Genomic DNA, 14453 nt, shown 5'->3' on the forward strand with positions numbered 1-14453 from the left:
TCCCGCATCCCGGAACTGCTGCTCGGTCTCGCCACCGTGCGGCCGGTCTTCATCTGGGGCGCGCCCGGCATCGGCAAGTCGTCGCTGGTGCGTGCCTTCGCCGACTCGCTGGGTCTGGAGTGCGTGAGCCTGCTCGGCACGCAGCTGGCGCCGGAGGACCTCATCGGGGTGCCGCAGATCCGCGACGGGCGGTCCGTGTTCTGCCCGCCCGAGGCCATCGCGCGCGACGAACCGTACTGCCTGTTCCTGGACGAGCTGAACGCGGCGACGCCCGACGTGCAGAAGGCCTTCTACTCGCTGATCCTGGACCGCCGGATCGGGAACTACGAGCTGCCCGAGGGCTCGATCGTGATCGGCGCGGGCAACCGCGCCACCGACAACGCGCTGGCCCGCCCCATCGCCTCCGCCCTGGTCAACCGGCTCACCCACGTGCACCTCCAGGTGTCCGCCACGGACTGGCTGGCCTGGGCGGCCGGCGCCGGCATCCACCCGTGGATCCGCGACCACCTCACCGACCGCCCCGACCACCTGTGGTCGAAGCCGCCGAAGACCGAGGAGCCGTTCTCCACGCCCCGTTCCTGGCACATGCTCTCCGACGCGCTGCACAGCTTCGGCCCGACGCTCGACGAGGACACGCTGCGGATCCTCGCGCACGGCACGCTCACCCCCGCCCACGCGGTGGCGTTCTGCGGCTACGCGAAGATCGTCCGCAGCCGGTTCGGCCTCGACTCGATCCTCAGGGGCGACGCCCGCTGGCCGCACCGCGTCGAGGACCGCGACCTGCTGTACTACCTCGCCGACTCGTTCCGCGGCCGCCTCGCCAAGGACCTCCCGGCGTCCAAGGAGCACGCCTCGCCCGCGGTCCGCCAGACGGCCTTCCGCGCCAAGTCGCTGCTCGTGCAGCTCGCCGAGATCTCCGTCGAGGTCGCCCAGACCGTCATCGCCGACGACGCCGACGGCCATCCGCTGCTGCCCGCCTGGTTCCTCGTGGAGGCGGCCCGCGACATGCCCCGCCTGGTGGAGGCCCGCCGGTGAGCCGGACCCGGAAGAAGACCGCGCAGGACCGCCCCGACCCGGCAACCGAGGCCTACCTCAAGGGACGTGCGACGGTCCGGGCCAATCCGGCGCTCGGCTCGCTCGACGCCGAGTTCTGCCGGGCCGGCTGCCGGGCGGCCCCGCCGAACGGCTGGGCGCACGTCGACTCGAACGGCCGCGTGCACGTCCACCCCACCCGCCGGGCCGAACCCGCCGAGTGGGCCTGGGCGCTCGCGCACTGCCTGCTGCACCTCGGCTTCGGGCACGTGCCGGCCGCCGGGGGCAGGCGCGTGCAGCCCGACGCGTACGAACTGGCGGCGCGCTGCGTCGTCGTGCACCGCTTCCAGCAGACGTTCCCGGTGGGCCGCCCGCCCGACGAGCTGCCCACGGTGTTCCCCGGCGGCGACGAGGAGCAGCTCGCCGCGCGCTGGCGCCGCGACGGCATCCCGCCCGAGTACGCCCACTGCGGCGCGGGCGGCCCCGACCACGCCGACCAGGTGCTCGCGCCGTGGCCCGCCTGGCACGGGCCGGCCAAGGACTGGCAGGAGGTCTTCGCGCACGCCCTGACCCGCACGGTGTCGGCGGCCATGGACGTCGCCGGGGGCCGGCGCGACGAGCTCGGCGGGGCGCGGGTGCCGCTGCGGCCCTGGGAGCGCGCCCTGAGCTGGTTCGTCTCCTCGTACCCGCTGCTCGGCGGGATCGCGGCGGGCATGACCCTCGTCGCCGACGCGGAGCTGGCCCGGGCGCACGACATCGCGATCGCCGCCGTCGCCCCCGACCTCGGCGAGATCTACGTCAACCCGCTCAAGCGGTACTCCGACGAGGAGTGGCGGTTCGTCCTCGGCCACGAGATGCTGCACGCCGCGCTGCGCCACGGCGACCGGTGCGGGGCCCGCGACCCGTATCTGTTCAACGTGGCCGCGGACTACGTCATCAACGGCTGGCTGCGCGAGATGCGGATCGGCGAGATGCCGGAAGGGCTGTTGTACGACCCGGAGTTGAGCGGTCTGTCGGCCGAGGAGGTGTACGACCGGATCGCCACGGACCTGCGGACCCGGCGCCGCCTCGCGACGCCGCGCGGCAAGGGGCGCGGCGACGTCCTCGGCGAACCCCTGGGCCCCGTGAGGGACTTCGTGGACCTCGACGAGTTCTACCGGCGCGGCCTCGTCCAGGGCTTCGAGCTGCATCACGCGCAGGAGCGCGGCCTCCTGCCGTCCGGGCTGGTCGAGGAGATCCGGGCCCTGTCCCATCCGCCGGTGCCGTGGGACGCCCGGCTGGCGCGCTGGTTCGACGAGTTCGTGCCCCGGCCCGAGCCCCTGCGGTCCTACTCCCGTCCGGCGCGCCGCCAGGCCTCCACCCCGGGCATCCCGCGCGCGGGCCGCTACTTCCCGCCCGAGGAGGTCGCCCGCTGCACCTTCGGCGTCGTCCTGGACACCTCCGGGTCGATGAGCCGCGCCCTGCTCGGCAAAGCGCTGGGCGCCATCGCCTCGTACGCGCAGTCCCGCGACGTACCCGCCGCCCGGGTCGTCTTCTGCGACGCCACCGCGTACGACGCCGGCTACCTCCCGGCGACGGAGATCGCGGGCCGGGTCCGGGTGAAGGGGCGCGGCGGCACCGTCCTGCAGCCGGGCATCGACCTGCTGCGCCGCGCCGACGACTTCCCGCCCGCCGCGCCGGTGCTGATCATCACGGACGGCGCGTGCGACGTGCTGCGGGTCGCGCGCGAGCACGCGTATCTGCTGCCGCCGGGCGCCCGGCTGCCGTTCACCGCCCGGGGGCCGGTGTTCCAGGTGCGCTGACGCGGGGTTCCGGGGCCGGTTGGCGCGCTTCACGGCGCCGTTTGTGATCGGATGGTGGGCACAGACACACACATCCGGAAAGGAACCACCGTGGCAACCACGCGCTCCGCCCACACGGTCTGGGAAGGCAACCTGCTCGAGGGCAGCGGCACCGTCACCTTCGACTCGTCCGGCATCGGCCAGCAGCCGGTGTCCTGGCCGTCCCGCGCCGAGCAGGCGAACGGCAAGACGAGCCCCGAGGAACTGATCGCGGCCGCGCACTCGTCCTGCTTCTCCATGGCCCTGTCGCACGGCCTGGCCGGTGCGGGCACCCCGCCCACCAAGCTGGTCACCTCCGCGGACGTCACGTTCCAGCCGGGCGAGGGCATCACCGGCATCCACCTGATCGTCGAGGGCACCGTGCCCGGCCTGGACGACCAGGGCTTCCAGGCGGCCGCCGAGGACGCCAAGAAGAACTGCCCGGTCAGCCAGGCGCTCACCGGCACGACGATCACGCTGACGGCCAAGCTGGCCTGACCCAGGCCCCCTTGACATAGGCCCGCTCAAGTTTTGTGCTGGATACCAGGACAACGTGAGCGGGCCTACTCATGGGACAGGAGGCACGTCATGGGGCGTGCGGTCGGTATCGATCTCGGCACGACGAACTCGGTGGTGGCCGTACTGGAGGGCGGTGAGCCCACCGTCATCGCCAACGCGGAGGGCGCGCGCACCACCCCCTCCGTGGTGGCTTTCGCGAAGAACAAGGAAGTGCTGGTCGGCGAGGTCGCCAAGCGGCAGGCCGTCACCAACGTGGAGCGCACCGCACGCTCCGTCAAACGCCACATGGGCGAAGGGAGTTGGCACTTCCCGGACAGCGGGACCATCGACGGCGCCCGCTACGGCGCCCAGGAGCTGTCCGCCCGCGTCCTGCAGAAGCTCAAGCGCGACGCCGAGGCGTACCTCGGCGAGGACGTCACCGATGCCGTCATCACCGTCCCCGCCTACTTCGACGACGCCCAGCGGCAGGCGACGAAGGAGGCCGGCGAGATCGCCGGTCTCAAGGTGCTGCGCATCATCAACGAGCCGACCGCGGCCGCCCTCGCGTACGGGCTCGACAAGGGCGACGAGCAGACCGTCCTCGTCTTCGACCTGGGCGGCGGCACCTTCGACGTCTCGCTCCTGGAGATGGGCGAGGGCGTCATCGAGGTCAAGGCCACCAACGGCGACACCCAGTTGGGCGGCGACGACTGGGACCAGCGCGTCGTCGACCATCTCGTCCGGCAGTTCAAGAACGCCCACGGCATCGATCTCGCCGCCGACAAGATGGCCGTGCAACGGCTGCGCGAGGGCGCCGAGAAGGCCAAGATCGAGCTGTCGTCGTCGAGCGAGACGAACGTGAACCTGCCCTACATCACGGCGTCCGCGCAGGGCCCGCTGCACCTCGACGAGAAGCTGACCCGCGCCCAGTTCCAGGAGCTCACCGCCGACCTGCTCGACCGGTGCAAGAAGCCGTTCCACCAGGCGGTGAAGGACGCGGGCGTCGAGCTGAAGGCCGTCGACCACGTGATCCTCGTCGGCGGCTCGACCCGGATGCCCGCCGTCACCGATCTCGTCCGGGAACTGACCGGCAAGGACCCGCACAAGGGCGTCAATCCGGACGAGGTCGTCGCCGTGGGCGCCACCCTCCAGGCCGGCGTCATCCGCGGCGACGTCAAGGACGTCCTGCTGCTCGACGTCACCCCGCTGTCCCTCGGGATCGAGACCAAGGGCGGCGTCATGACCAAGCTCATCGAGCGCAACACGACGATCCCGACGCGCCGTTCGGAGATCTTCACCACCGCCACCGACAACCAGCCGTCCGTCGGCATCCAGGTCTTCCAGGGCGAGCGGGAGATCGCCGCCTACAACAAGAAGCTGGGCGTCTTCGACCTGACCGGACTGCCGCCCGCCCCGCGCGGCGTCCCGCAGATCGAGGTCACCTTCGACATCGACGCCAACGGCATCATGCACGTCTCCGCGAAGGACCTCGCCACCGGACGCGAGCAGAAGATGACGGTGACCGGCGGCTCGGCGCTGCCCAAGGACGACATCGACCGGATGATGCGGGAGGCCGAGGCGCACGCCGAGGAGGACCGGGGGCGCCGGGAGGCCGCGGAGGCGCGCAACGAGGCGGAGCAGCTCGTGTACCAGACGGAGCGGTTCCTGCGGGAGAACGAGGAGCGGGTTCCTCCGGAGATCCGGGGTGAAGTGGAGGCGGCCGTCGCCGAGTTGAAGGAGACGCTGGCCGTGGAGCCGCCCGACACGAACGCCCTGCGGGACGGGTTCCGGAAGCTTGCCACGGTCAGTCAGAAGGTGGGGACGGCGATGTATCAGCGGGGTGGGGAGGAGGCTTCGCCGGGCGGGGACGAGGTCAAGGACGATGTCGTCGACGCGGAGATCGTGGACGAGGAGAAGGGGGGTGCCGCGTAGGGGTGCGCCGCGCCGCGCCCACGACTCGGGGCGCCGCCCCGGACCCCGCTCCTCAATCGCCGGAGGGGCTTGATGCGGCTCAGCTCAGCTGTGTGCGCCACTTCTGGAGGATCTCCAGCGTGCGTTCCGCGCCCGCCGCCTGTGCCACCAAGTGGTCCAGCACCTCCAGGTGCGCGCCCACCTCGTCCCGCGCGTCCAGATAGAGCGCCCCGGTGACGTACTCGCTGTACACCATGTCCGGCAGCTCCCGCACGGGGAACCGGAACAGGGTGAACGGGCCGAACGTCCCGGGGTGCGGGCCCGACGCGAACTCCGCTATCTGGAGCGTCACGTGGGGGAGCCGGGCCGCCTCCATCAGCCGGTCGAGCTGGCCGCGCAGCACCGCGGGGCCGCCCGGCGGGCGGAGCAGCACCGTCTCGTCCATCACGACCCACAGGTGCGGCGCGTCCTCGCGGTGCAGCAGCGACTGGCGCGCCATGCGCAGCGACACGTGCCGCTCGATCTCGTCCGGGTGCGAGCGGCCCACCGTGCCCGCGTCGAAGACGGCCCGCGCGTACTCCTCGGTCTGCAACAGGCCCGGCACGAAGTGCGGTTCGTAGGCGCGGATCAGCTCGGCCGCGCCCTCCAGACTCACGTACAGGCTGAACCAGTCGGGCAGCACGTCGTGGAACCGCTGCCACCAGCCCGGCAGGTTCGCCTCCTCGGCGAGCGCGACGAACGCCTCTATCTCCCGCTCGGGAACCTCGTACAGCTCCAACAGCATCTGGACATAGGGGATCTTGAGGGCGACCTCGGCGGTCTCCATCCTGCGGATCGTCGCCCCGGTCACCCGCAGTGCGCGGGCCGCCTCGTCCCGCTTGAGGCCGGCGGCCTCCCGCAGATCACGCAGGCGTCTGCCGAGGACGACCTGGCCCACGGTGGGGGCGGGCCGTCGTTCACTCACGTCACGTCTCCCCACGTGCCGGTTGACGACGAGCAGCGGCTAGGTGCCGGTGCGCTCCCACCCCCGTCGCTCCGGCCGCGGGCCGAGGCGCCGCTGGTCGCGGCTGCGGTAGACCACGTACGGTCGGAACAGGTACTGCACCGGCGCGCTGAACATATGCACGAGCCGGGTGAACGGTACCAGCGCGATGAGTAGCATGCCCACTACTGCATGAATCTGATAGAGCACGGGCACTCCGTCCATGCGGTACGTGTCCGGGCTCAGCGTGAAGAGGCTGCGGGCCCACGGGGCGATCGACTCGCGGTAGTTGTAGCCGTCGCCCGAGGCGTGCGTCAGCTTGGCCGTCATGCCCAGCACGATCGCCGCGAGCAGCACCACGTACATGAGCTTGTCGTTGCGCGTGGTCGCCTTGAAGACGGGCGCCTTGGTGCGGCGCCGGTAGAGCAGCATGAAGATGCCGCAGACCGTGAGGACCCCGGCGAACGTGCCGCCGATCAGCGAGAACATGTGGTACGTGTGCTCGCTGACGCCCACCTTCTCCGTCCACGAGTCCGGGATGAACAGCCCGACGAGGTGGCCGGCGAGGACGAAGAGGATGCCGTAGTGGAAGACCGGCGACGCGACGTTGAGGAGCTTCGACTCGTAGACCTGTGAGGAGCGGGTCGTCCAGCCGAACTTGTCGTAGCGGAACCGCCAGATCGTGCCCGCGACCAGCAGGACGACGGCGACGTAGGGCAGGACGCCCCAGATGAGCGTGGTCACGGGGCGTGCTCCTTCACCAGGAGAGGCAGTTCCTCGTGGACGCCGAAACCGAAGGGTTCCAGGCCGACCTCTTCGCGCGGCGGTCCGGAGCGGGCCAGGGCGAGGGCCGCGGCACGGTCCTTGGGGGAGGGGCCCGGCAGCGTCCGGCACACCGCGTCGAGCACCGTCGCGTACGGCGTGCCGTGCTCGGTCAGCGCGAGCCGCAGCAGCTCCAGGCCGCTGCGGTGCTCCTCCAGGAGGAACGGTCCGGCCTGCGCGGAGAACTCCAGGACCGCGGGCAGGAAGTCGGGCAGCTCCTCGCCGGTGAACTCCAGACCGTGCTCCCGGTACGCCTGCTTCATGCGCACCAGGGACATGCCGCGCCGCCGCGTGTCGCCGTCGCGCCACCACGTCAGGTACAGGCTGTGCCGGTTCTTGAAGTCGAAGACCTGGACGTAGTGGGCCGCCAGGTCCTGCGGGGGAGTCGCCTCGGCGTGGTCGACGAAGGCGCTCAGGGCCGGTGCGGCGGCCCGCACCAGCGGGAGGCGCTCGTACAGCTCCTCGTCCGGGTACGTGAGGCAGAGCGCGGCGGCCTGATGCACCAGCGCGGTGGGGCCGGTCATGGGCTCTCCTTCGGGTCGTCGGCGGTCTGGCGGCGCTTGGTGAGGTGGAAGGTCTCCACGGAGACGACGGGCAGCAGCTTGCGGCCGCCCGTGGTGGTGTTGCCCGAGTCGCCGCCGAAGGGGCCCTCGCCGCCCATGCCCGGGCCGTCCTCGTAGTCGAGCGAGCACGAGTCCGGCAGCGCCGACTCCTCGAGGCGCTGCGCGTCACCGACCGCGGCCGTCGGGATCACGTACCGGTCCTCGTACTTGGCGATGGCGAGCAGCCGGTACATCTCCTCGATCTCGACGGCCGACATGCCGACCGACTCGGAGATCGACGCGTCCGGCCGGTCACCGAGGTTGACGGCCCGCATGTGCGAGCGCATCGCCGCGAGCTTCTCCAGCGACGACCGGACCGGGCCGACGTCGCCCGCCGTGAAGATCTCCGCCAGGTACTCCAGCGGGATGCGGAGCGTGTCGATCGCGCCGAACAGGTTCGCGTGGTCCTCGCCGTCGTGACCCGTCTCGGTGAGCGCGTCGACGACGGGGGAGAGCGGCGGGATGTACCAGACCATCGGCATCGTCCGGTACTCCGGGTGCAGCGGCAGCGCCACCTTGTACTTGCTGATGAGCGCGTGCACGGGGGAGCGGCGCGCCGCCTCCATCCAGTCGAACGGGATCCCGGCCTCCTCGGCCGCCCGCTGCACCCCGGGGTCGTCCGGATCGAGGAAGACACCCAACTGCGCCTCGTACAGGCCGTGTTCGTCCTCGGTCTGGGCCGCCTCCGTCACCTTGTCGGCGTCGTAGAGGATCACGCCGAGATAGCGCAGCCGGCCCACGCACGTCTCCGAGCAGACCGTCGGCAGGCCCACCTCGACACGCGGGTAGCACATCGTGCACTTCTCGGCCTTGCCGGTGCGGTGGTTGAAGTACACCTTCTTGTACGGGCAGCCGGTCACGCACATCCGCCAGCCGCGGCAGTGGTCCTGGTCGACCAGGACGATGCCGTCCTCCTCGCGCTTGTACATCGCCCCCGACGGGCACGACGCCACGCACGACGGGTTCAGACAGTGCTCGCAGATCCGCGGCAGATAGAACATGAAGGTCTGCTCGAACGCGAACTGCACCTTGTCCGCGGCCTGTTGGCGGGTCTTCTCCACCATCGGGTCGAGATCGCCGTACTGGGTCGCGCCGCCCAGGTTGTCGTCCCAGTTCGACGACCACTCGATCTTCATCGGCTTGCCGGTGATCTGGGAGCGGGGCTGCGCCACCGGGTAGTCGTCGCCGAGCGGGGCGTCGGTCAGGTTCTTGTAGTCGTACGTCCAGGGCTCGTAGTAGTCCTTGATCTCCGGCAGCTTGGGGTTGGAGAAGATCCCGGCGAGCTTCTTGAACCGGCCGCCGCCCTTCAGCCTCAGGGCGCCCTTCTTGTTCAGCTCCCAGCCGCCGCGCCACTTCTCCTGGTCCTCGTAGCGGCGCGGATAACCCTGCCCCGGGCGGGTCTCGACGTTGTTGAACCAGACGTACTCCATGCCGTTGCGGTTGGTCCACGCCTGCTTGCAGGTGACCGAGCAGGTGTGGCAGCCGATGCACTTGTCGAGGTTCATGACCATCGCGATCTGAGCCATGATGCGCATCAGTACTGGACCTCCTGGGAGCGGCGGCGGATGACCGTGACCTCGTCGCGCTGGTTGCCCGTCGGGCCGAGGTAGTTGAACGCCCAGCTCAACTGGGCGTAGCCGCCGATGAGATGGGACGGCTTGAGGATCAGGCGGGTCAGCGAGTTGTGGATGCCGCCGCGCTTGCCGGTGGTCTCCGCCTTGGGGACGTTGACCGTGCGTTCCTGCGCGTGGTGCATGTAGACCGTGCCGGCCGGCATCCGGTGCGAGACGATCGCGCGGGCCACCACGACGCCGTTGCGGTTCACCGCCTCGATCCAGTCGTTGTCCTTCACCCCGATGGCGTCGGCGTCCTGCGGCGCCATCCAGATGGACTGGCCGCCGCGGGAGAGCGCCAGCATGAAGAGGTTGTCCTGGTACTCGGAGTGGATGGACCACTTGTTGTGCGGGGTGAGGTATCGGACCGTCACCTCCCGTTCGCCGTCCGGGCCGAGCCGTGGTTCGCCGAAGAGCCGGTTCATGTCCAGCGGTGGCCGGTAGACGGGCAGCGCCTCGCCCAGCTCGTGCATCCAGTCGTGGTCGATGAAGAACTGCTGGCGTCCGGTGAGCGTGTGCCACGGCTTCAGGTGCTCGGTGTTGAGCGTGAACGCCGTGTAGCGGCGGCCGCCCGCCTCGCTGCCCGACCACTCCGGGGACGTGATCACCGGGACGGGCGCGGCCTGTGTGTCCGCGTACGTGATCCGCTTGCCCTCGTGCTCGGCTGCCAGGTGCGCCATCTCCTGGCCGGTACGGGCCTCAAGCGTGTGGAAGCCCTGGGTGGCGAGGCGGCCGTTGGTGGTGCCGGACAGGGCGAGGATCGTGTTCGCCGCCTTCACCGCCGTGTCGAGCTGCGGGCGGCCGTCGGCCGGCCCGCCGCGCACCGTGCCGTTGCGCTCGCGCAGCTCCTCGACCTCCTGGTCCGGCTTGAGCACAATGCCCTTGGCGGGCAGGCCCAGCTGCTCCACCAGCGGGCCGAGCGCGGTGAACTTCGCGCCGATCGCCGTGTAGTCCCGCTCGACGACGACCAGGTTCGGCATCGTCCTGCCGGGCACCGGCTCGCACTCGCCCTTGCGCCAGTCGAGGACGACGCCGCCGGGCTGCGCGATCTCGCCCGGGGTGTCGTGCTGCAGCGGCGCCGCGACCAGGTCCTTGCGCGTGCCGAGGTGGGCGACGGACAGCTCGCTCAGCTTCTCCGCGAGCGCCTTGAACGTGTCGAAGTCGGTGCGGGCCTGCCACGGCGGGTCGACGGCCGGCGTGAACGAGTGCACGTAGGGGTGCATGTCCGTGGACGACAGGTCGTGCTTCTCGTACCAGGTCGCGGCGGGCAGCACGACGTCGGACAGGAGCGTGGACGACGTCTGCCGGAAGTCGAGCGAGAGGAGGAGGTCGAGCTTCCCCTCCGGGGCCTCGTCCCGCCAGGTGACCGTCGTGGGCCGCTCGTCGGGGGAGGCCTCCTCGGCGCGCAGCGACGAGTGCGTGCCCAGCAGGTGCTTGGTGAAGTACTCGGCGCCCTTCGCGGACGAGCCCAGCAGGTTGGCCCGCCACAGGGTGAGGACGCGCGGCCAGTTCTCCGGCGCGTCCGGGTCCTCGCAGGCGAACTTCAGCGTGCCCGCCTTGAGTTCGGCGACGGCGTCGCCCACCGGGTCGTCGGACGCGCCGAGGTCCAGCGGGCTCCGGTCGAAGGTCGGATACGACGGCATCCACCCCGAACGGGCGGACAGGGCCAGGCAGTCGGCGCCCGTCATGCCCTCGAAGGCGCCCTTGCCGAGCGGCGAGGCGAGCACGTCCGCGCCGAACCGGTCGTAGCGCCACTGGTCGGTGTTGAGGAACCAGTACGCCGCGCCGATCATCTGCCGCGGCGGCCGCGACCAGTCGTTGGCGGAGGCGAGGGACGCCCAGCCGGTGACCGGGCGGCACTTCTCCTGGCCGACGTAGTGCGCCCACCCGCCGCCGTTCCTGCCCTGGCAGCCGGTCAGCTGGAGCAGCGAGAGGAACCCGCGGTAGATGGTCTCCGAGTGGAACCAGTGGTTCGTGCCGGCGCCCATCAGGATCATGCAGCGCCCGCGCGACTTCTCGGCGGTCCGCGCGAACTCCCGGGCGATCTTCACGCACTTGGCGGCGGGCACCGACGTCAGCCCCTCCTGCCAGCCGGGGGTGCCGGGCGCGTCCCCGTCCTCGTAGGAGGAGGGCCACTGCCCCGGCAGTCCGTCGCGGCCCACGCCGTACTGGGCCAGCAGCAGATCGAAGACCGTCGTCACCAGCGGGCCGTCCTGCCCGCCGAGCCGGGTCGCGGGCACCCCGCGCCGCACGACCTCGCCGCGGCCCTGCCCGTGCGTGCCGCCGTCGGTGTCGAAGCGGGGCAGCAGCACCTCGACCCCACTGGCGACATCACTGCCGTGAAGGCTCAACTTCGGCTGGATGTTGCCCAGTTCGAGGTTCCACTTGCCCTTGCCCGACTCGGTCCAGCGGAAGCCGAGCGAACCGTTCGGCACGGCGGGCTGCCCGGTGTTCTCGTCGAGGACCGCCGTCTTCCACTCCGCGCCCTCGCCGCCCTGCCCGAGATCGGCGGCGCGCAGGAACTTCGCCGGGACGTACGCCCCGTCACGCTCCTCCAGCGTCACCAGGAACGGCAGGTCCGTGTACTTCTTCACGTAGTCGGTGAAGAAGGGAGTCTCCTGGTCGACGAAGAACTCCTTGAGGATGACGTGCCCCATGGCGAGCGCGAGGGCGCCGTCGGTGCCCGGGTGCGGGTGCAGCCACTCGTCGGCGAACTTGGCGTTGTCCGCGTAGTCCGGCGCCACGACCACGACCTTCTGGCCGCGGTAGCGGGCCTCGGCCATCCAGTGCGCGTCGGGCGTCCGGGTCACCGGGACGTTCGAGCCCCACATCATCAGGTACGCGGCGTCCCACCAGTCACCCGACTCCGGCACGTCGGTCTGGTCGCCGAACACCTGCGGCGACGCGACGGGCAGGTCGGCGTACCAGTCGTAGAACGACAGCATCGGTGCGCCGATCAGCGACATGAACCGGGCCCCGGCCGCGTGCGACACCATCGACATGGCGGGGATCGGCGAGAAGCCGGCGACGCGGTCGGGCCCGTACGTCTTGATCGTGTGCACGTGCGCGGCGGCCACGATCTCCACCGCCTCGTCCCACGTCGCGCGCACCAACCCGCCCTTGCCGCGCGCGAGTTGGTACCGCCGGCGCCGCTCGGGATCGCCCTGGACGTCGGCCCACGCGAGCACCGGGTCCTTGAGCCGGGCCTTCGCCTCCCGGTACATCTCCAGGAGCACCCCGCGGATGTACGGGTAGCGGACCCGGGTGGGGGAGTACGTGTACCAGGAGAAGGCCGCGCCCCGGGGGCAGCCGCGCGGCTCGTACTCGGGCCGGTCGGGACCCACGCTCGGGTAGTCCGTCTGCTGCGTCTCCCACGTGATGATGCCGTCCTTGACGTACACCTTCCACCGGCACGAACCGGTGCAGTTCACGCCGTGCGTCGAGTTCACGACCTTGTCGTGGCTCCACCGGTCCCGGTAGAAGACGTCCGCGTCCCGGCCGCCCTCGATCCGCACGCTGTGCAGGTCGGCCGCGGCCGTGCCCTTCCGGAAGAACCGCCCCGCCCGCAGCAGAGCCGCGTCCGGCTCGGTCGGGATGCCCGTCGTGTCCGTCACCGTGTGCTCCCTCGCTCATCCGTCCCTCGCACGGTAGGGGCGGGGCGGCGGGCGCACACCCGGTCGCGGCCGTACGGGTGGTCCCCCGGCCATCCGCTCCGGACGTCAGCGGCGGGCGCACTCCAGCAGCACCGGCAGCGCCTTCTCCAGGACCTTCCTGCCGTGCGCGACCGGCAGCCGTATCCGGTCCCGGAACCCGTCCACCGCCGAGAATGCGGAGCCCGGGATCACCGCCACGCCACGGCGTCTGGCCTGCTGGGCCAGGGACTCGGTGTCCGCGCCGGGGATCCGGACCCACAGGGCGGGGCCGCCCGCGGGACGGTCCCACTCCCAGCCGGGGGCCCGCTCGCGCAGCACCTCCTCGGCCGTGGCCAGCCCGTCGCGCAGGGCGGCGCGGCGCTCGGCCCTGGCCTCGGGGAGCCGGGCCAGGAGCCGGACCGCCACCAGTTGTTCGAGGACCGGGCAGGCCAGGTCCACCGCCTTCTTGAGGCCGGCGAGGCGGGCCACCGCGGGCGCCGAGGCCCGGATCCAGCCGATGCGCAGCCCGCCCCAGAACAGCTTCGAGAACGTGCCGATCGTGAAGTCGGAGGACGGCAGCGGGCCTGGCGGGGCGCCGTCCGACAGGGTCAGCTCGGCGCAGGAACTGTCCTCGACCGACGTCAGCCCGTGGTCCGCGAGCACCGACGTCCACGCGCCGCGGGCCGCGCTGTCGAGGGTGCGGCCCGTCGGATTGTGCACGGACGGCTGGAGGTAGACGAGCCGGGGACGCACGCTCGTGCCCAGCAGTGCGCGCAGGGCCGCCACGTCCGCACCGGCCCGGCCCGCGCCGGGACGGTCGCCGCCCACCGGCACGATCCGTGCGCCGCGCGCCCGCAGCGCCTCCAGGGCGCCCCGGTACGTCGGGTTCTCCACGACGACCGTGTCACCGGGGTCGACGAGGGCCTGCGCGATCAGCCAGACCGCCTGCTGCGAGCCCGTCGTGACCAGGATCTGCTCGGCCCGGGTGGGCAGCCCCGCCGCCCGGTAGTACGCGGCGATGCCCTCGCGCAGCTCCGGCAGCCCGTGCGGGTGGTAGCCGTCGGTGCGCAGCGGGCCCGCCAGGTCGGCGGGGCCGAGCTCGCCGAACGCCTCGGTCACCACCCGAAGCCCCGGCAGCGCGCCGCTCGACAGGTCGACCGCCGCGGTCCGGGTGTCGAAGCTCGCCAGCCGGCCCTCGCCGACGTGCCGGTCGAGCGCGCCCGCACCGCGCAGCCGCGACCCGGAACCCCGCCGGCTCTCCAGCCGCCCGTCGGACTCCAGGAGCGCGTACGCCGCCGTCACCGTGGACCGGCTCACCCCGAGCACGGCCGCCAGCTCCCGCTGCGAGGGCAGCACCGTCCCCGCCGGCACGTCGCCGCGCTCGGCGAGGTCCGCGAGCGCCGCCGCGAGCCGGGCCGGCAGGGCGCCGCCGCCGTCCGCCGCCCACCCCGTGAGGAGACGGGACAGACGAGGTGCGGCGATTCGGCTCATACCGAACATCTTCACTCACCCGCGCCGTCCGCGGCACCGCAGGCCAATCC

At 71.7% G+C, this 14453-nt stretch carries 10 protein-coding genes; 4 read left to right on the top strand and 6 right to left on the bottom strand.

Going from position 1 to position 14453, the window contains the following annotated elements; translation table 11 throughout:
• The 4 genes from M4J07_RS31585 to dnaK all read left to right on the top strand — a co-directional run.
• On the top strand, positions 1-1035 hold a 1035-nt coding region (locus tag M4J07_RS31585), incomplete at its 5' end, for an ATP-binding protein (RefSeq protein ID WP_255977342.1).
• Positions 1032-2834 carry a vWA domain-containing protein gene (locus M4J07_RS31590; protein ID WP_255977344.1) on the top strand — a complete coding sequence of 601 codons (1803 nt, stop codon included), beginning with the start codon at positions 1032-1034 and terminating at the stop codon, positions 2832-2834. The genes M4J07_RS31585 and M4J07_RS31590, both read left to right, overlap by 4 nt.
• 90 nt (positions 2835-2924) lie before the next feature.
• Positions 2925-3350: an OsmC family protein gene (locus tag M4J07_RS31595; RefSeq protein WP_255977345.1), complete on the top strand. Its 426-nt coding sequence runs from the start codon at positions 2925-2927 to the stop codon at positions 3348-3350.
• Between the two features lie 90 nt (positions 3351-3440).
• Positions 3441-5282 (top strand): molecular chaperone DnaK, encoded by a 1842-nt coding sequence (gene dnaK / locus M4J07_RS31600; RefSeq protein ID WP_255977347.1) that lies wholly within the window; start codon positions 3441-3443, stop codon positions 5280-5282.
• Between the two features lie 79 nt (positions 5283-5361).
• Here dnaK and M4J07_RS31605 read toward each other — a convergent pair whose 3' ends face one another.
• From M4J07_RS31605 to M4J07_RS31630, 6 genes are all read right to left on the bottom strand, one after another.
• Positions 5362-6225, bottom strand: a complete 864-nt coding sequence (locus M4J07_RS31605; RefSeq protein WP_255977348.1) for a helix-turn-helix domain-containing protein — start codon at positions 6223-6225, stop codon at positions 5362-5364.
• 39 nt (positions 6226-6264) lie between these two features.
• Complete coding sequence (narI, locus tag M4J07_RS31610) at positions 6265-6987, bottom strand: respiratory nitrate reductase subunit gamma (protein ID WP_255977350.1); 723 nt, start codon at positions 6985-6987, stop codon at positions 6265-6267.
• A complete protein-coding gene (narJ, locus tag M4J07_RS31615) occupies positions 6984-7589 on the bottom strand; it encodes a nitrate reductase molybdenum cofactor assembly chaperone (RefSeq protein ID WP_255977351.1) in 606 nt (201 codons plus the stop codon). The genes narI and narJ overlap by 4 nt, the downstream gene beginning before the upstream one ends.
• Positions 7586-9202, bottom strand: coding sequence for a nitrate reductase subunit beta (gene narH, locus M4J07_RS31620; RefSeq protein WP_255977352.1), 1617 nt, complete (start codon positions 9200-9202; stop codon positions 7586-7588). The genes narJ and narH overlap by 4 nt, the downstream gene beginning before the upstream one ends.
• Complete coding sequence (locus M4J07_RS31625) at positions 9202-12894, bottom strand: nitrate reductase subunit alpha (protein ID WP_255977353.1); 3693 nt, start codon at positions 12892-12894, stop codon at positions 9202-9204. The genes narH and M4J07_RS31625 overlap by 1 nt, the downstream gene beginning before the upstream one ends.
• Before the next feature lie 105 nt (positions 12895-12999).
• The gene (locus M4J07_RS31630; RefSeq protein WP_255977354.1) at positions 13000-14403 is read right to left on the bottom strand and encodes an aminotransferase-like domain-containing protein; all 1404 of its coding nucleotides are present in this window, start codon (positions 14401-14403) and stop codon (positions 13000-13002) included.
• Positions 14404-14453 lie beyond the last annotated feature (50 nt).

The organism is Streptomyces longispororuber (assembly GCF_024448165.1).
Taxonomy (GTDB): domain Bacteria; phylum Actinomycetota; class Actinomycetes; order Streptomycetales; family Streptomycetaceae; genus Streptomyces; species Streptomyces longispororuber_A.

Excerpts from the sequence above, each read along its gene's own strand:
- narJ (WP_255977351.1), bottom strand. The coding sequence starts at position 7,589 with ATGACCGGCCCCACCGCGCTGGTGCATCAGGCCGCCGCGCTCTGCCTC.
- dnaK (WP_255977347.1), top strand. The coding sequence starts at position 3,441 with ATGGGGCGTGCGGTCGGTATCGATCTCGGCACGACGAACTCGGTGGTG.
- narH (WP_255977352.1), bottom strand. The coding sequence starts at position 9,202 with ATGCGCATCATGGCTCAGATCGCGATGGTCATGAACCTCGACAAGTGC.
- M4J07_RS31630 (WP_255977354.1), bottom strand. The coding sequence starts at position 14,403 with ATGAGCCGAATCGCCGCACCTCGTCTGTCCCGTCTCCTCACGGGGTGG.